The organism is Streptomyces sp. NPDC050564, from assembly GCF_044457265.1.
In the GTDB taxonomy this organism is placed as follows: Bacteria; Actinomycetota; Actinomycetes; order Streptomycetales; family Streptomycetaceae; genus Streptomyces.
The window spans coordinates 431,616-448,172 of the sequence record NZ_JBITGS010000002.1 but is presented as its reverse complement, the minus strand read 5'-3'; the positions used below and the strand labels follow the sequence as shown (position 1 = coordinate 448,172).

14 protein-coding genes are annotated in these 16,557 nt (G+C 70.1%); 7 read left to right on the top strand and 7 right to left on the bottom strand.

The genetic code is table 11. The features are described 5' to 3' along the window. Nucleotides 1-78: 78 nt before the first annotated feature. Together ACIBK0_RS05575 and ACIBK0_RS05570 are read right to left on the bottom strand one after the other, a co-directional pair. On the bottom strand, nt 79-573 hold the full coding sequence (locus tag ACIBK0_RS05575; protein WP_399075907.1) for an LURP-one-related/scramblase family protein: 495 nt from the start codon (nt 571-573) through the stop codon (nt 79-81). Next, nucleotides 570-1,592: a GlxA family transcriptional regulator gene (locus tag ACIBK0_RS05570; RefSeq protein WP_399075905.1), complete on the bottom strand. Its 1,023-nt coding sequence runs from the start codon at nt 1,590-1,592 to the stop codon at nt 570-572. The genes ACIBK0_RS05575 and ACIBK0_RS05570 overlap by 4 nt, the downstream gene beginning before the upstream one ends. A gap of 106 nt (nt 1,593-1,698) precedes the next feature. Between ACIBK0_RS05570 and ACIBK0_RS05565 the strand changes: the two genes are divergently transcribed. Beyond that, a complete protein-coding gene (locus ACIBK0_RS05565) occupies nt 1,699-2,091 on the top strand; it encodes a cupin domain-containing protein (protein WP_399076059.1) in 393 nt (130 codons plus the stop codon). Nucleotides 2,092-2,159: 68 nt separating this feature from the next. Here the strand turns inward: ACIBK0_RS05565 and ACIBK0_RS05560 are convergent, their stop codons facing one another. After that, nucleotides 2,160-2,432, bottom strand: coding sequence for a hypothetical protein (locus ACIBK0_RS05560; protein ID WP_399075903.1), 273 nt, complete (start codon nt 2,430-2,432; stop codon nt 2,160-2,162). A 328-nt stretch (nt 2,433-2,760) separates the two neighbouring features. Here ACIBK0_RS05560 and ACIBK0_RS05555 point away from each other — a divergent pair, with 328 nt between their 5' ends. Then, nucleotides 2,761-4,602, top strand: coding sequence for a thioredoxin-like domain-containing protein (locus ACIBK0_RS05555; RefSeq protein WP_399075901.1), 1,842 nt, complete (start codon nt 2,761-2,763; stop codon nt 4,600-4,602). Between the two features lie 21 nt (nt 4,603-4,623). Here ACIBK0_RS05555 and ACIBK0_RS05550 read toward each other — a convergent pair whose 3' ends face one another. From ACIBK0_RS05550 to ACIBK0_RS05540, 3 genes are all read right to left on the bottom strand, one after another. Beyond that, nucleotides 4,624-4,869, bottom strand: coding sequence for a DUF6458 family protein (locus ACIBK0_RS05550; protein WP_399075899.1), 246 nt, complete (start codon nt 4,867-4,869; stop codon nt 4,624-4,626). Between the two features lie 99 nt (nt 4,870-4,968). Beyond that, nucleotides 4,969-6,264, bottom strand: coding sequence for a M18 family aminopeptidase (locus ACIBK0_RS05545; protein WP_399075897.1), 1,296 nt, complete (start codon nt 6,262-6,264; stop codon nt 4,969-4,971). 411 nt (nt 6,265-6,675) lie between these two features. Further along, the gene (locus ACIBK0_RS05540) at nt 6,676-8,502 is read right to left on the bottom strand and encodes an acyl-CoA dehydrogenase (protein ID WP_399075895.1); all 1,827 of its coding nucleotides are present in this window, start codon (nt 8,500-8,502) and stop codon (nt 6,676-6,678) included. 143 nt (nt 8,503-8,645) lie between these two features. Between ACIBK0_RS05540 and ACIBK0_RS05535 the strand changes: the two genes are divergently transcribed. From ACIBK0_RS05535 to ACIBK0_RS05520, 4 genes are all read left to right on the top strand, one after another. Continuing rightward, entirely contained in the window at nt 8,646-9,125 is a 480-nt protein-coding gene (locus ACIBK0_RS05535; RefSeq protein WP_399075893.1) for an SseB family protein, read from the top strand. A 133-nt stretch (nt 9,126-9,258) separates the two neighbouring features. Then, a complete protein-coding gene (locus ACIBK0_RS05530) occupies nt 9,259-10,230 on the top strand; it encodes a pirin family protein (RefSeq protein ID WP_399075891.1) in 972 nt (323 codons plus the stop codon). Nucleotides 10,231-10,419: 189 nt separating this feature from the next. After that, nucleotides 10,420-11,208 (top strand): VOC family protein, encoded by a 789-nt coding sequence (locus tag ACIBK0_RS05525; RefSeq protein WP_399075889.1) that lies wholly within the window; start codon nt 10,420-10,422, stop codon nt 11,206-11,208. Nucleotides 11,209-11,299: 91 nt separating this feature from the next. Continuing rightward, nucleotides 11,300-12,349 (top strand): AI-2E family transporter, encoded by a 1,050-nt coding sequence (locus ACIBK0_RS05520; RefSeq protein WP_399075887.1) that lies wholly within the window; start codon nt 11,300-11,302, stop codon nt 12,347-12,349. Here the strand turns inward: ACIBK0_RS05520 and ACIBK0_RS05515 are convergent. Then, nucleotides 12,316-14,502, bottom strand: coding sequence for a SpoIIE family protein phosphatase (locus ACIBK0_RS05515; RefSeq protein ID WP_399075885.1), 2,187 nt, complete (start codon nt 14,500-14,502; stop codon nt 12,316-12,318). The genes ACIBK0_RS05520 and ACIBK0_RS05515 overlap by 34 nt on opposite strands. A gap of 180 nt (nt 14,503-14,682) precedes the next feature. On the opposite strand from ACIBK0_RS05515, the gene aspS reads away from it, so the two are divergent. Next, complete coding sequence (aspS, locus tag ACIBK0_RS05510; protein WP_399075883.1) at nt 14,683-16,443, top strand: aspartate--tRNA ligase; 1,761 nt, start codon at nt 14,683-14,685, stop codon at nt 16,441-16,443. Nucleotides 16,444-16,557 lie beyond the last annotated feature (114 nt).

Genomic DNA, 16,557 nt, shown 5'->3' with positions numbered 1-16,557 from the left:
CGGCACGACTGCCCGCAGCTGTGACGGATGGGTGGGGCGCCGTCCCTCGCCGCACGCCTGTTCGCAGCCGAGCCGGCGTCAGTCCTCCGACCGTTCCTTCTCCGCCAAGTGGATGACGCATACCGCCACCGCGATCAGCAAGGCGGGGTCGGTGTCGTCGCGTACGACGTCGACGCCGTACGTCTCGCGGATGTGGAGCCAGCGGCGGGAGATCTGGGCGAGGAGTTCGTTGTCGTAGTCGATGGCGAACTCGCGGTCGAGGATCTTGCCGCTGACGTCGAGTTCGGTGCCGTCGACGAGGGACACACGGTAGTGGTTGCGGAGCAGGGACAGGCGTTTGCGCTTGATGGTCGCCAGGGGATCGCCGTCCCGCTCGATGATCATCGTGTCGCGCAGCGCGAGCATCTTCTGGTGGATGTCGATCAGGACCCGCCCGCGGGTGTCCTTCAGCTCGAAGGTGTCCCGCAGCCGCATGGCCTTGCCGTCGACGAGGAAGACCTTGTTGCCGCGGTCGTCCTCGATCCAGTAGTCCTCACCGAAGCCGAGGAGCCGGTCGCGTACGAGGTATCTCATGCCCTCACCGGTTCCCCGGTGGGCGGTCCGAAACGCCGTCGGTAGGCCGACGGGCTGAGTCCGGTCGCCTGGCGCAGTCGCGCCCGCAGGTTCGCGGCGGTCCCCAGACCGCTGCGTTCCGCCACCACGTCCAGTCGTTCCTCGCCGCGCTCGATGAGTCGGCAGGCGAGCGCGACCCGCTCGCCGGTGAGCCACGCGAGGGGGGTCGTCCCCAGCTGGGCGCGGAAGCGCCGGTGCAGCGTCGCCGGGCTGAGCGCCGCCCGCGTCGCCAGGTCCGCGACCGTCAGCGGTTCGCCGAGCCGCTCCTGCGCCCAGGCCAGCAGGGGTGCGAGGGACTCGTCCGGTACGTCGGGCACCGGCCGCTCGACGAACTGGCGCTGACCGCCGTCGCGATGGGCGGCGAAGACCAGCCGGCGGGAGACCGCGTTGGCGATCTCCGCGCCGTGGTCGCGCCGTACGACGTGCAGCCCGAGATCCAGCGCGGACGCGCTGCCGGAGGCGGTGAGGATGTCCCCGTCGTCGACGAAGAGGACGTCCGGCTCCAGGCGTACCCGCGGAAACCGCGTCCGGAAGGACTCCGCCCACATCCAGTGGCAGGCCGCCCGCCGCCCGTCCAGCAGTCCGGCCTCCGCGATCGTGAACGCGCCGGAGCAGAAACCGATGAGCCGGGCGCCCCGCTCGTGCGCCCGGCGTGCGGCGTCCAGCACCTCGGGGGAGCGCGGGGCGTCGGTGTCGGGCCGGTTCGGCACGATCAGCGTGTCCGCGCTCTCGGCGGCGTCGAGCCCGGCGACATCGGTGAGCGTGAAGAACCCGTCCCGCATCCGGGTGCGTGGCTCGGCGGCGCACAGCCGGAAGTCGTACAGCTCCCGCCCGAGTTCGGGCCTGCGCAGCCCGAAGATCTCGATGGCGCAGCTCATCTCGAAGGGATTCGAGTTCTCGTCGACCACGAGGACGACGCGGTGGGCGGCCCCGCGGTGAGGCACGCCACGGGGCGGCGCCTGAGAGGATCCTTGCGGCATATGCGATTTCTAGCACTCGCGGCGAGGCGCGGCCACCGCCGAGGATCCCCCTATGAGCAGCGAACCCGAGCCGATCAGCGAATCCGCCCCGCGCAGCGCACCCGCCCTGCGCGGCGAACCCGTCTCCCTCTCCGCCGCCCTGGCCTCCTTCACCGACCTGTGGAGCCCCCGCATCGTCACCGCCGTCAATGACTACGACGTACGCATCGCCAAGGTCGAGGGCGACCACGTCTGGCACGTCCACGACCACACGGACGAGTTCTTCCTGGTCCTGGAGGGCGAGCTGACCATCGCGCTGCGGGACCCGGACGGCGAGCGCGCCGTCGTCCTCCCCAAGGGCTCGGTCTTCACCGTCCCGCGTGGCACCGAGCACAAGCCGTACGCCCCGGCCGGCGCCGCGATCCTGATGTTCGAACCCACGGGCACCCTCACGGTCGGCGACCGCCACGACGAGGTGCCGGACCACGTGGACGCGACGACGGGGCGCGCGCTGGCCTGAGCGCGGACGTGGTCGAGTCCCCCGCTGCCATTGCGGCGGGGGACTCGACGCGTGCTGCGGCGCGGCTGCTAGAAGCCGTCCCGACGCATGTCGTCCTCGTCCTCGACGGGGTGGTCGTCGCGGATGGCGCGCTCACGCATGTCGGAGTCACGCATGTCCGACTCGCGCCCGTGGTCGTCCCGTATGCCGGAGCCCGGCCCGCGGTGCTCCGTCCGGTCGTCGTCCCGCATCCGCTTGCCGCCGCGGTCCCGCACGGCGGCGGCGCTCGTGCCGGACTCGCGCATCTGGGAATCGGGCGTGCCGGATTCGTGCATACCGGGGTTCTTGGGCTTGCGTCCCATGGAAACTGCTCCTTCGCAGTGGCCCCCCTGCGTGACTAGAGCATCTCTCCGTCCCGGGCCGTGCGCATCCGGTGGCCGAACGGGCACACTCGGTGACCGTCGTGCCAGTGCTCCGCGGCGGGAGACGAAATACGGGAGATGCCCAGGACACCCCCGCCGACCTGCGAGGACGTATCGGCATCCTCGATGCCGGGCGAGTGCCGTAAGCAATCTGTGGCCTCCCCCTGGCTTGAGGGCGGAGGCAGGGAATGACTCATCCCGCCTGGAGAGGTCACCCGAGTCGTACGGGCGTGATCCGGCGTTCATGGGCGAATGGCAAGCTTGAACCATGAACGACTCCGTCCCGGCGCCCACCCCCGCGCCCAAGCCCCGCCGTGTCCGTGTCCGTGCCCCCGAGCTGACCGGCAAGGGCGGCTGGCTGAACACCGGAGGCAAGGAACTCACGCTCGCCGACCTGCGAGGACGCATCGTCGTCCTCGATTTCTGGACGTTCTGCTGCATCAACTGCTTGCACGTCCTGGACGAGCTGCGGGAGCTGGAGGAGAAGCACCGGGACACGGTGGTGATCATCGGAGTGCACTCGCCGAAGTTCGTGCACGAGGCCGAGCATCAGGCGGTCGTCGACGCGGTCGAGCGGTACGGGGTGGAACACCCGGTCCTCGACGACCCCGAGCTCGCGACCTGGAAGCAGTACGCCGTACGCGCCTGGCCGACGCTCGTCGTGATCGACCCCGAGGGGTACGTCGTCGCACAGCACGCCGGCGAGGGGCATGCTCACGCGATCGCCCGGCTGGTGGAGGAACTGGAGGCCGAGCACGCGACGAAGGGCACCCTACGGCGCGGCGACGGACCGTACGTGGCGCCGGAGCCCGAGCCCACGACGCTCCGGTTCCCCGGCAAGGCGCTCGCCCTGCCGAGCGGGAACCTGCTGGTCAGCGACACGACCCGGCATCAGCTGGTGGAGCTGGAGGCCGACGGCGAGACCGTCGTACGGCGTATCGGATCCGGGGTACGGGGCTTGGTGGACGGCGCGGCCGAGGCGGCCGGGTTCAGCGAGCCGCAGGGGCTGGCGCTGCTGGACGACGGGGCCGTGGTCGTCGCCGATACCGTGAACCACGCTCTGCGTCGCCTCGATCTCGCGACCGGCGAGGTCACGACGCTCGCGGGGACGGGCCGCCAGTGGTGGCAGGGCTCGCCGACGTCCGGGCCCGCGCGGTCGGTCGACCTGTCCTCGCCGTGGGACGTGGCCGTGTTCGGCGGGCGCGTGTGGATCGCCATGGCCGGTGTGCACCAGCTCTGGGCGTACGACCCGGCCGACAAGACCGTCGGGGCCGCCGCCGGTACGACCAACGAGGGGCTCGTCGACGGGCCGGGGGCCGAGGCCTGGTTCGCGCAGCCGTCGGGGCTCGCCGCCACCGCCGACCGGCTCTGGCTGGCCGACTCCGAGACGTCCGCGCTGCGCTGGGTCGACCTCGACGGTGTCGTGCACACCGCCGTCGGCACCGGACTCTTCGACTTCGGGCATCGCGACGGAGCGGCCGAACAGGCGTTGCTCCAGCACCCGTTGGGCGTCACCGCGCTCCCGGACGGCTCGGTGGCGGTGAGCGACACGTACAACCACGCGCTGCGCCGCTTCGACCCGGCGACCGGTGAAGTGACCACGCTGGCCACGGACTTGCGGGAGCCGAGCGACGCGGTGCTCGTCGGCGACGACATCGTGGTCGTCGAGTCCGCCCGCCACCGGCTGACCCGGCTGCGGCTCCCCGAGGAGGCCGTGCGGGTCGAGTCGGTCGCCCACCGCACACAGCGCGCGGCCACCGAAGTCGCCCCGGGCGGCATCCGGTTGGACGTCATCTTCCAGGCGCCGGCCGGCCAGAAGCTGGACACCCGCTACGGGCCGTCCACCCGGCTGCTGGTCTCCTCGACCCCGCCCGAGCTGCTGATCGAGGGCGAGGGCGCGGGAACCGATCTCTTCCGCGCCCTGGAGCTGAACCCGGCTGTCACCGAAGGGGTTCTGCACGTCTCCGCGATGGCGGCGTCCTGCGACGACGACCCCGCCAACGAGTACCCGGCCTGCCATGTCCACCAGCAGGACTGGGGCGTACCGGTCCGCCTCACCGAGGGCGGTGCGGACCGGCTGCCGCTCGTCCTCGCGGGCATGGACGACTGACGTACGGCCGGACTCGAGCGCTTACACGCCGTATCCGTCGTTGTAGCCGCCCCGGTGGTGTCGTTCCTCCTCGACCACCGGGGTGGCCGGCGGCACGACCACCCGCCTGCGCCGGGCGATGCTGCTGAACGTCGCCACGCCGATCAGCCCGACGATCATGAAGATGACCCCGACCAGGTCGAGGTTGACTCCCTGCATGTTCCAGTCGGTCGCGAACGTGAGGATCGCGCCCGCGGCGATCAGGATGATGCATCCGCCCAGGCCCATAAGTCTCGCCTCCCTGCCCGGTCCAGGTGTTCCGGGCGGGAGCCGAGTACCCGCGACCCCACGGGCCATGCGGAATCGCCGTGGGGGAACGACGCAGGACTATCCCTCCAAGAACGCCACCAGCGCGTTGGCCAGCAGGAACGGGTCGTCGGCGCCGCAGAGTTCGCGGGCGCTGTGCATGGAGAGGATGGCCACGCCGATGTCGACGGTCTTGATGCCGTGCCGGGCCGCGGTGATGGGGCCGATGGTGGTGCCGCAGGGCATCGCGTTGTTGGAGACGAAGGACTGGAAGGGCACTCCGGCCTTCTCGCAGGTGGCGGCGAAGATCGCGCGGCCCGAACCGTCCGTGGCGTAGCGGTTGTTGACGTTCACCTTGAGGATGGGGCCGCCGTTGGCACGCGGGTGATGCGTGGGGTCGTGCCGCTCGGCGTAGTTGGGGTGGACGGCGTGGCCGGTGTCGGAGGACAGACAGACCGTGCCCGCGAAGGCGCGCGCCCGGTCCTCGTACGATCCGCCGCGCGCGAACACCGAGCGCTCCAGCACGCTGCCGAGCAGCGGCCCGTCGGCACCGGTGTCGCTCTGCGAGCCGTTCTCCTCGTGGTCGAAGCCCGCGAGTACGGGGATGTACGGGAGCCCGGAGTCGCCCGCCGCCGCCGTGACCAGCGCCGCCGTACCCGCGTGCAGGGAGAGCAGGTTGTCCATGCGCGGGCCCGCCACCAGCTCCTTGTCACGGCCGAGGTAGGAGGGCCGCTCGATGGAGTGGGTCATCAGGTCCCAGCCGGTGACCTCGCCCGTGGCGAGCCCCAGCTCCTCCTCCAGGAAGGCGATCAGGTCGCCCTCGCGGGGGTCACCGAGGCCCCAGATGGGCTGCAGATGACGCTGCTTGTCGAGCTTGAGCCCGTCGGTGCTGACGGAACGGTCGAGGTGGACGGCGAGTTGGGGCACGCGCAGCAGGGCGCGGTCGATGTTCACCAGGCGGGTCGAGCCGTCCCGTAGCGACAGGCGTCCCGCGAGGCCGAGGTCGCGGTCCAGCCAGGAGTTCAGCAGCGGTCCGCCGTAGATCTCCACGGCCACCTGCCGCCAGCCGTGCGCGCCGCTGTCCGGCAGCGGCTTGACCCGCAGGTTCGGGGAGTCGGTGTGTGCGCCCACGATCCGGAACGGGGTGTGCGGCGCGGCGCCCTCCGGCACGTACCAGGCCACGATCGCGCCGCCGCGCAGCACGTACTTCCCGCCGCTCGTGCCCTCCCATGCGTCGGTCTCGGCGACCTGACGGAATCCGGCCTTCTCCAGCCGCTCGGCGGCGTTCGCCACCGCGTGGTACGGCGTCGGGCTCGCCGCCAGGAAGGACATGAGGTCGTCGGTATGGCCGCGATCGAAGCGGGAGGGTGCACTCATGGGTTCACCTTAACGACGCACAAAGGCCCACTCCCCAAGGATGGGAGCGGGCCCTCGTAAGGGGGATGTGGAGGGTGGGGCGACTGACTGGACGGACAGGGTCCGGTCAGTCGCCCCACCCGGTCCCGGGTGGGGTGATCGCGCCGGGCGCGCAGATCACCGTCCTGGCTACGGGCAGGTGTGCCGCGAGGGGCGGCACCCGTCCCGAAGAGAGCGGCACCCTGCCCGGCGCCGGTGAGCGCACCCATCCGACGGCAACCCCGACGCCGCGCACCGGGCAAGGTCGGCGTGCGCGCCCGCAGCTGTGCGGGTGGGTGGGCTGTCGCCCCAGCGGCACGACTGCCTGCGGCCAGGACCGGCGGGCGGTCGCCCCTCGCGGTGCGACGGCCCGCAGCCACGGCGGGTGATTTCTTAGAACGCCGCCTCGTCCAGCTCCATCAGGTCCAGCTCCACGCCCTCGGCGAGCTTGCGGGCGCCGGTGACGCCCGGCAGGACGTTCGCGGCGAAGAACTTCGCGGCCGCGATCTTGCCGGTGTAGAAGGGCTTGTCCTTGGCGGAGGCCGTCTCCAGCTTCTCGGCGGCCACGGCAGCGCCGCGCAGCAGCAGGTAGCCGACGACCACGTCGCCGGAGGCCATCAGCAGGCGAGTCGTGTTCAGGCCCACCTTGTAGATGTTCTTGACGTCCTGCTCGGTGGCCGCGAGGTCGGTGAGCATCAGGCCGACGATGGCCTCCAGCTCGACGGCCGCCTTGGCGAGCTGCTCACGGGCGGTGGAGAGATCCTCGCCGCCGGTGCCGAGCGCCAGGAACTTCTTGATGTCCTCGGCGAGGGAGTTCAGCGCCGTGCCCTGGTTGCGGACGATCTTCCGGAAGAAGAAGTCCTGGCCCTGGATCGCCGTCGTGCCCTCGTACAGGGTGTCGATCTTGGCGTCGCGGATGTACTGCTCGATCGGGTACTCCTGCAGGAAGCCGGAGCCGCCGAAGGTCTGCAGCGACTGGGCGAGCTGCTCGTAGCCCTTCTCGGAGCCGTAGCCCTTGACGATCGGCAGAAGCAGGTCGTTGAGGGCCTCGAGGGCGGCGGTGTCCTCGCCGGCGGCCTCCTTGACCTGGATCTCGTCCTGGATCGCGGCGGTGTGCAGCACCAGAGCGCGCATGCCCTCCGCGTACGCCTTCTGCGTCATCAGCGAGCGGCGCACGTCCGGGTGGTGCGTGATGGTGACCTTGGGTGCGGTCTTGTCCATGAACTGCGCCAGGTCGGGGCCCTGGACGCGCTCCTTGGCGTACTCGAGGGCGTTCAGGTAGCCCGTCGACAGCGTGGAGATCGCCTTCGTGCCGACCATCATGCGGGCGAACTCGATGATGCGGAACATCTGGCGGATGCCGTCGTGCTTGTCGCCGATCAGCCAGCCCTTGGCCGGATGGCGGTCGCCGAAGGTCATCTCGCAGGTGTTGGAGGCCTTCAGGCCCATCTTGTGCTCGACGTTCGTCGCGTAGGCGCCGTTGCGCTCGCCCAGCTCGCCGGTCTCGAAGTCGAAGAGGTACTTCGGGACGAGGAAGAGGGACAGGCCCTTGGTACCGGGGCCGGCGCCCTCGGGGCGGGCGAGGACGTAGTGGAGGATGTTCTCCTCCATGTCGTGCTCACCGGAGGTGATGAAGCGCTTCACGCCCTCGATGTGCCAGGAGCCGTCCTCCTGCTGGACCGCCTTGGTGCGGCCCGCGCCCACGTCCGAGCCGGCGTCCGGCTCGGTGAGCACCATGGTGGAGCCCCACTGCTTCTCGACGGCGATCTTCGCGATGTGCTTCTGGACCTCGTTGCCCTCCTCGTAGAGGATGCCCGCGAAGGCCGGGCCGGAGGAGTACATCCAGACCGCCGGGTTGGCGCCGAGCACGAGCTCCGCGTACGCCCAGATCAGGGAGCGGGGCGAGGTGGTGCCGCCGATCTCCTCGGGCAGGCCGAGGCGCCAGTACTCGGATTCCATGAAGGCCTTGTAGCTCTTCTTGAAGGACTCGGGTACGGGCGCCGTGTTGGTCTCCGGGTCGAAGACCGGCGGGTTGCGGTCGGCGTCCGCGAAGGACTCGGCCAGCTCGTTCTCCGAGAGGCGCGTCAGCTCCTCGAGGATGCTCTTGGCGGTGTCCGTGTCCATCTCCGCGAACGGGCCGGTGCCGTACAGCTTGTCGCGCCCGAGCACCTCGAAGAGGTTGAACTCGATGTCGCGGAGATTCGACTTGTAGTGCCCCATGGCGACGGCTCCGTTAAGGGATCGGCGAGGCACTGACTCCTCGCACCTAGTTCACGTACCAACAAGTAGCTACGATGATGCTACCCGTCAGTAATAAGAATCAACCCCTGATGGTCCATATGTGGCCCACTACTCTTTGACGCATGTACGGCTACGACCAGAGCGCAGGCGCCCAGCAGGGGTACGTCCCGCCGCAGCAGCAGATGCCGGGCGGGCAGATGCCCGGCGGCTACGGCCAGCAGCCCCCGCTGTACCCGGAGCCGTCCCCACCGTCCCTCGCGGACGGGGTCCGCGCGTTCACCACGGGGTCGATGTCCGCCGAGGACTTCCAGCAGGTCTTCGCGACGTCGAAGGTGTACTGCCCGCGCGGCGACAACCCCGGATTCCTCGCGCTGCACAACACCCAGCAGCCGGTGATTCCGATGTTCACCTCGCTCAAGGAGCTGCGCCGGTACGCCGGCAAGGAGTCCAAGTACTTCGTGATCACCGGTGCCGAGGTGATCGACCTACTGCCGACCGGCTACGGTTTCGTGCTCGACATGGAGGGCGAGCACCGGATGGTCTTCGATGCCAAGGCCGTCGAGCAGATGGTCGACTTCGCGATGCGCCGTATGTACGGATAGGTCGCAGGGGTCACAGGTCCCGCTCTCGTACGACATCCCGGACGCCCGGAGGGAATGCCCTCCGGGCGTTCGTCGTTACGGGTAGCAGAAAGTTCAATGCTCAACTAAACTCCGAGCACAAGGAGGTACCGACATGCCTGCAGTGACCGTCGAGAACCCGCTGACCCTGCCCCGTGTGGTCGCGCCGGCCGACGCGGTGGCCCGACCCGTGCTCGCCGTGACGACCGCGCCCAGCGGCTTCGAGGGCGAGGGTTTCCCGGTCCGCCGGGCGTTCGCCGGGATCAATTACCAGCACCTGGACCCGTTCATCATGATGGACCAGATGGGCGAGGTGGAGTACGCGCCCGGAGAGCCGAAGGGCACCCCCTGGCACCCCCACCGCGGTTTCGAGACCGTGACGTACATCATCGACGGCATCTTCGACCACCAGGACTCCAACGGTGGCGGCGGCACCATCACCAACGGTGACACCCAGTGGATGACCGCGGGCTCGGGCCTTCTGCACATCGAGGCGCCGCCGGAGTCGCTCGTCATGTCCGGCGGCCTCTTCCACGGCCTCCAGCTGTGGGTGAACCTCCCGGCCAAGGACAAGATGATGGCCCCGAGGTACCAGGACATCCGCGGTGGCACGGTCCAGTTGCTGAGCACCGCGGACGGCGGCGCGCTGCTGCGTGTCATCGCCGGTGAGCTCGACGGTCACCAGGGCCCCGGCATCACGCACACGCCGATCACCATGGTCCACGCGACCCTGGCGCCCGGCGCCGAGATCACGCTCCCGTGGCGCGAGGACTTCAACGGTCTCGCCTACGTCCTCGCCGGGCGCGGCAGCGTCGGTACGGACCGCCGCCCGGTCCACACCGGCCAGACCGCCGTGTTCGGCAAGGGTGGCTCGCTGACCGTGCGCGCGGACGAGAAGCAGGACTCCCACACCCCGGACCTGGAGGTCGTCCTCCTCGGCGGACAGCCCATCCGCGAGCCCATGGCCCACTACGGCCCCTTCGTGATGAACACCCGCGATGAGCTCCAGCAGGCCTTCGAGGACTTCCAGAAGGGCCGGCTCGGGACCATCCCCGCCGTGCACGGGATGTCCGAGAGCGGGCTGTAGGCCTCCGCCGGACGAGTCACGGGAAAGCCCCGTCCGTTTCACCGGACGGGGCTTTCCCGTGCGCGCGTGCTGTTCGGCATGCCCGCTCGGTGCTCGGCGGGTAGCTTGTCGGGCAGACGTGTCGGCGGGGTCATCGCATCCCGGCTCTTCTCCTCCGGGCCACCGCAACTCACCTGCTAGGAGCGCTCCATGCTCACCTCGACAGACGTTCCGGGCGGGCCCAACTGGCTCGACCTGGGGACACCGGACATCGACGCGGCCGCCGCCTTCTACGAGGGCACGTTCGGCTGGCAGTTCCAGTCCGCGGGACCCGAGGCCGGGGGGTACGGCTTCCTGCAGAAGGACGGCAAGACCCTGGCCGCGGTCGGCCCGCTGACCGAGGAGGGGGCGTCGTCCGCCTGGACGGTCTACTTCCGCACGCTGGACGCCGACGCCACCGCGAAAGCGGTGGAACAGGCCGGCGGCACGGTCCGCTTCCCGCCCACCGACGTCTTCACCGAGGGGCGGATGGCCGGCTTCACGGACCCCACGGGCGCCGAGTTCGCCGTATGGGAAGCCCGGGACATGGACGGCCTGGAGGTCGTCAATGAGCCCCGCACCCTCAGCTGGATCGAGCTCTACACCACCGATGCCGCGGCGGCGAAGGACTTCTACCGCACGGTCCTGTCGTGGGAGATGCGCGACATGCCCATGGGTCCGGACGTCGTCTACACCATCGCCGGTCCCGCGGGCGGCGGGGAGACGACCATGCACGGCGGCATCATGCAGCTCCCGGCGGAGCACATGCAGCGCGGTTCGTCCTCCGAATGGCACCCGTACTTCGAGGTCGAGAACTGCGACACCGTGGTGGCCAGGGCCCAGGAGCTGGGGGCGACGGTCATCATCCCCGCCGTCGACGCAGAGGGTGTCGGACGCCTCGCCATGCTGCTCGACCCGTTCGGAGCGCCCTTCGCCGTGATCACCAGCGCCACGGCCTGACCGTACCGCGTGGCGCCGGTCGCTGACGCTGTGTCACCCGGGCGGGCCCTCACCGGAGGACGGCGCGCCCGGCGCGTGTTCGGGTGGAAGCGTGCAGCTACTCCCCGAAGGCGCCCGGCGGCTGGCCGCGTGGTGCGTCGTGCTCCTGCTCGTCGCCGGTGTGGCGTGGGTCGGGATCCGGCTGTGCGGGGAGTTCCGTACGGCGGTGGTGCCGGTGCTGCTCGCCCTGCTCGGGACCGCGCTGCTCAGGCCGCTGTACCGGCAGTTGGTGAAGGTACGGGTCAACCGGTCGCTCGCTGCCGGGCTCACCTGTGTCGGCGTGGTCGTGGTCGTCGGTGGCGCCGTCTACATCGTCGTCGCCGCGCTCATCGACACCGGGGACCAGATCGTCGCCTCGCTCAAACAGGCGGCGAAGTCCGTCGCGGAGCACTTCGGGGCGGCGGGCACCTCCCTCGACGACCTCGCCTCAAACTCCAAGGATCTGCTGACCAAGTTCGGCGGCACGGCCGCGTCCAATGTCATCAGCGGAGTGAGCGTCGTGGGCGAGTCCATCGCCGTGGCCGTACTGGCGTTGCTGCTGGTCTTCTTCTTCCTGCGGGACTCGCACCGGGCGGCCGACGCGCTTCGATCGCTGGCGCCGCGCGGCACCTCCGACACGGTCGAGGCCATGGCCCGGCGCGCCTTCCAGGCCGTCGAGGGCTTCATGCGCGGGACGACGATCATCGCGCTCATCGACGCCCTCTGCATCACCATCGGGCTGCTGATCCTGCGCGTCCCGGGCGCGGTGGGGCTGGGTGCGCTCGTCTTCGTGACCGCGTACATCCCGTATCTCGGCGCGTTCCTCTCCGGCTCGGTGGCCGTGCTGGTCGCGCTCGCGGACCGGGGGTTCGTCATCGCGCTGTGGGCGCTCGGGGTGGTCCTCGCCGTGCAGGTCCTGGAGGGGCATGTGCTGCAGCCGATGATCCAGAGCCGGACCGTGCAGATGCATCCGGCGGTGGTGATGCTCACGATCACGGGGGGCGCGTCCGTCGCCGGAATCCTGGGCATGCTGCTCGCCGTCCCGCTGACCGCGGCCGCGTTCGGGGTCGTCTCGGAACTGCGGACGCGCTATGCCTCGCCGGACGGCTCGGCGGGCTCGTAGAACTCGAACCAGATGCTCTTCCCCTCGCCCCGTGGGTCCACGCCCCACGATTCCGCGAGAAGTTCCATGAGCACCAATCCCCGCCCCGAGGACGCCAGTTCCCCGGGATGGCGCCGGTGCGGCAGGTCGTCGCTGGCGTCGGTGACCTCGACGCGTATTCGCCGCTTGCCCGGGTCGCCCGCCACCTCGGCGATGAGCAGCGCGTCGGCGTCGGTGTGCACGAGGACGTTGGTGACCATCTCCGAGACGAGCAGGACCGCGGAGTCGCGCTGGTCCTCGCAGGCCCAGTCGTGGAGGAGTTCCCGCACCTGCTGGCGGGCCCCGGCGATCCGCTCGGGCTCGGCCTGAGCCACGGTCAGCATCGTGCGCCGCATCGGCGGCCGCACGGCCGTGACCGTGTCGCCGCAGCCGCAGCCGGGGCCCACCCGGCACAGCAGCAGTACGGCGATGTCGTCCTCGCGCCGGTCGGCCAGCGGCCCGGTGGTGTGGTGAGAGGAGGGCCCGTGCACGGCCTGGACCAGGGCTTCGGCGAGGGACTCCATGTCGCCGTCGTGGGCTTCGAGGGTCCGGCGGATGCGCCGCCAGCCGGTGTCGAGGTCGTGGCCCCCGGTCTCGATCAGGCCGTCGGTGCAGACCAGCATGGTTTCCCCGGGCTCCAGGACGAGCCGGGTCGTCGGGTAGTCGGCGTCCGGATCGATGCCGAGCGGCAGCCCGCCCGCGGTCGGCCGCATCAGCACGGTTCCGTCGGCCATGCGTATCGCTGGGTCCGGGTGCCCGGCGCGGGCGATGTCGAGCGTCCCGGTCGCCGGGTCGACCTCGACGTACAGGCAGGTCGCGAAGCGCAGGTCAGCGCCGTCGCCCCCGTCGGGCCCGCCGCCCGCGCCCTCGTTCGTACCACCGTCGCTCGACCCGTACGTCACCGAGTCAGTGACCCCGTACAGGAAACGCGAGGCCCGGGACAGCACCGCGTCCGGGCGGTGGCCCTCGGAGGCGTACGCGCGCAGGGCGATGCGGAGCTGGCCCATCAGGCCGGCCGCGCGGACGTCGTGGCCCTGGACGTCGCCGATGACCAGGGCGAAGCGGCCGGTGGGGAGCGGGATCATGTCGTACCAGTCGCCGCCGACCTGGAGGCCGCCACCGGTGGGCACATAGCGGGCGGCGACGGTCATGCCCGGGATCTCGGGGCCCAGCGTGGGCAGCATCGAGCGCTGGAGGCCGTCGGTCAGCTCCCGCTCGGTCTCGGCGGCTCCGGCGCGCGAGAGGGCCTGCGCGAGCATGCGGGCGACGGTCGTCAGAACCGAGCGCTCGTCGGGCGTGAAGCTGACGGGATACGCGAAGGCCGCCATCCACGCGCCCATGGTGCGCCCCGCGACGGTGAGCGGCAGGAAGGCCCAGGACTGCCGGCCGAAGGTCTGAGCCAGCGGCCAGGAGACGGGGTAGCGCTCTTTGTAGTCCTCGGGGGAGGAGAGATAGACGGCACGGCCGGTGCGGACGACCTCGGCGGCCGGATAGTCCGTGGTCAGGGACATGTGCGAGAACGGTTCCTCGGCCCCCGGCAGATGCCCGTGATGACCGATGATCGTCAGCCGGTCGCCCTTCGCGCCGAAGACGGCGAGCCCGTCCGGCGAGAACCCGGGCATCGACAGGCCGGCCGCGACCCGCAGCACCTCCGCCGTGGACCGCGCCTCGGCGAGCGCGCGTCCCGCGTCCAGCAGGAACGCCTCCCGAGAGCGGCGCCAGTCGCCGGTGACGGGGGTGCGCGCGGCGGCTCCCGGCGGCTGCTCGCTGACCTCCTGGAGGGTGCCGATCAGCTCGTACTCCCCGGTCTGCGGGTCGATGATCGGCTTGGAGCGGCTGCGGACGGTCCGGATCACCCGGCCGTGCTCGTCCATGATCCGCATCCGGGCCTCGGCGAGGGTGCCCTCGGCGACGGCGAGCTGCACGACTCCGTCGATCTCGTTCCAGTCGACGGGATGGAAATGGGCGCGTGTGCCCGCCTCGGTGAGTGTCGTGGGCTTCGGGGGCAGCCCGATGAGCCGGGCGGCTTCGGCATCGAAGGTGACCAGCCCCGCGGCGTTGTCCCAGCGCCACAGGCCGGTCGCGAGGGCGGCCAAGACGTCCCCCACGCCGGGCAGGGGCTCACCAGTGCGCATTGCCCCACTGTATGAAGAGGTAATCGATGCCTGCCACCGAGAGTATTGGGAGTGGCGATCTTGGGGTGGCCGGTACCCTTGGGAGGTCCGGGCTTCGGCCCCGACGTTTCACGTGAAACAGACCCGGATGAGCAGATCCGGATCATCAGCCCCCAATCCGCGAAGACTGGATGAACGACGATGCATCGGTACAGGTCCCACACCTGCGGCGAGCTCCGCGCCTCTGACGTCGAAAGCGACGTCCGGCTGAGCGGCTGGCTGCACAATCGCCGAGACCTGGGTGGCATCCTCTTCATCGATCTGCGCGATCACTACGGCATCACGCAGCTGGTCGCCCGCCCCGGCACGCCCGCCTACGAGGCCCTCGACAAGCTCTCCAAGGAATCGACGGTCCGTGTCGACGGCAAGGTCGTCTCGCGCGGCGGCGAGAACGTGAACACGGACCTGCCCACCGGCGAGATCGAGGTCGAGGTGAGCGAGGTCGAGCTGCTCGGCGCGGCCGCCCCGCTCCCGTTCACGATCAACGCGGAGGACGGGGTCAACGAGGAGCGGCGCCTGGAGTACCGCTTCCTGGACCTGCGCCGCGAGCGCATGCACCGCAACATCCTGCTGCGTACGGCCGTGATCTCGGCGATCCGTCACAAGATGACCGCGCTGGGCTTCAACGAGATGGCGACGCCGATCCTGAGCGCGACCTCCCCCGAGGGCGCCCGGGACTTCGTCGTGCCCTCCCGGCTGAACCCGGGCAAGTTCTACGCCCTCCCCCAGGCTCCGCAGCAGTTCAAGCAGCTGCTGATGATCTCCGGCTTCGACCGCTACTTCCAGATCGCGCCGTGCTTCCGCGACGAGGACGCGCGCGCGGACCGCTCGCCGGGCGAGTTCTACCAGCTCGACGTGGAGATGAGCTTCGTAGAGCAGGAAGACGTCTTCCAGCCCATCGAGACGCTCATGACGGAACTCTTCGAGGAGTTCGGGAACGGCCGTCATGTGACGTCCCCCTTCCCGCGCATCGCGTTCCGTGAGGCGATGCTGAAGTACGGCTCCGACAAGCCGGACCTGCGGGCCCAGCTGGAGCTCGTCGACATCACCGACATCTTCGAGGGCTCCGAGTTCAAGGCCTTCGCGGGCCGGCACGTACGCGCCCTGCCGGTGCCGGACGTGTCGTCGCAGCCCCGGAAGTTCTTCGACCAGCTCGGTGACTTCGCGGTCTCGCAGGGCGCGAAGGGCCTGGCCTGGGTCCGTGTCGCCGAAGACGGCTCGCTGACGGGCCCGATCGCGAAGTTCCTGACGGAGGAGAACGTCGCGGAGCTGACGAAGCGCCTGTCGCTCTCCGCCGGCCACGCGGTCTTCTTCGGAGCGGGCGAGTTCGACGAGGTCTCGAAGATCATGGGCGCGGTGCGGGTGGAAGCCGCCAAGCGCGCCGGTCACTTCGAGGAGAACGTCTTCCGGTTCTGCTGGATCGTCGACTTCCCGATGTACGAGAAGGACGAGGACGGGAAGATCGACTTCTCGCACAACCCCTTCTCGATGCCGCAGGGCGGCCTGGAGGCCCTGGAGACCCAGGACCCGCTGGACATCCTCGGCTGGCAGTACGACATCGTCTGCAACGGCGTCGAGCTGTCCTCCGGTGCGATCCGGAACCACGAGCCCGAGATCATGCTCAAGGCCTTCGAGATCGCGGGCTACGCCCGTGAGACCGTCGAGGAGCAGTTCGCCGGCATGCTCCGCGCCTTCCGCTTCGGCGCCCCGCCGCACGGCGGCATCGCCCCGGGCGTCGACCGCATCGTCATGCTGCTCGCGGACGAGCCGAACATTCGCGAGACGATCGCGTTCCCGCTCAACGGCAACGCGCAGGACCTGATGATGGGCGCGCCGACGGAGCTGGACGAGGCCCGTCTGCGGGAGCTGCACCTCTCCGTACGGAAGCCGCAGCCGAAGTAGTTCTTCGTGTGAGGGTGGCTCGGAACCGACACCGGTTCCGAGCCACTTTTGCGTGAACACGCGAAACCACAGTTCTTACCCACGTCATTGACAGGTTCCGTCCCTAGCGTCCGG

Coding starts and splice junctions, on each gene's coding strand:
- ACIBK0_RS05535 (WP_399075893.1), top strand. CDS start 8,646: ATGTACGGCTACGACCAGAGCGCAGGCGCCCAGCAGGGGTACGTCCCG.
- ACIBK0_RS05545 (WP_399075897.1), bottom strand. CDS start 6,264: ATGAGTGCACCCTCCCGCTTCGATCGCGGCCATACCGACGACCTCATG.
- ACIBK0_RS05570 (WP_399075905.1), bottom strand. CDS start 1,592: ATGCCGCAAGGATCCTCTCAGGCGCCGCCCCGTGGCGTGCCTCACCGC.
- aspS (WP_399075883.1), top strand. CDS start 14,683: ATGCATCGGTACAGGTCCCACACCTGCGGCGAGCTCCGCGCCTCTGAC.
- ACIBK0_RS05530 (WP_399075891.1), top strand. CDS start 9,259: ATGCCTGCAGTGACCGTCGAGAACCCGCTGACCCTGCCCCGTGTGGTC.
- ACIBK0_RS05525 (WP_399075889.1), top strand. CDS start 10,420: ATGCTCACCTCGACAGACGTTCCGGGCGGGCCCAACTGGCTCGACCTG.
- ACIBK0_RS05555 (WP_399075901.1), top strand. CDS start 2,761: ATGAACGACTCCGTCCCGGCGCCCACCCCCGCGCCCAAGCCCCGCCGT.
- ACIBK0_RS05560 (WP_399075903.1), bottom strand. CDS start 2,432: ATGGGACGCAAGCCCAAGAACCCCGGTATGCACGAATCCGGCACGCCC.
- ACIBK0_RS05575 (WP_399075907.1), bottom strand. CDS start 573: ATGAGATACCTCGTACGCGACCGGCTCCTCGGCTTCGGTGAGGACTAC.
- ACIBK0_RS05515 (WP_399075885.1), bottom strand. CDS start 14,502: ATGCGCACTGGTGAGCCCCTGCCCGGCGTGGGGGACGTCTTGGCCGCC.
- ACIBK0_RS05540 (WP_399075895.1), bottom strand. CDS start 8,502: ATGGGGCACTACAAGTCGAATCTCCGCGACATCGAGTTCAACCTCTTC.
- ACIBK0_RS05550 (WP_399075899.1), bottom strand. CDS start 4,869: ATGGGCCTGGGCGGATGCATCATCCTGATCGCCGCGGGCGCGATCCTC.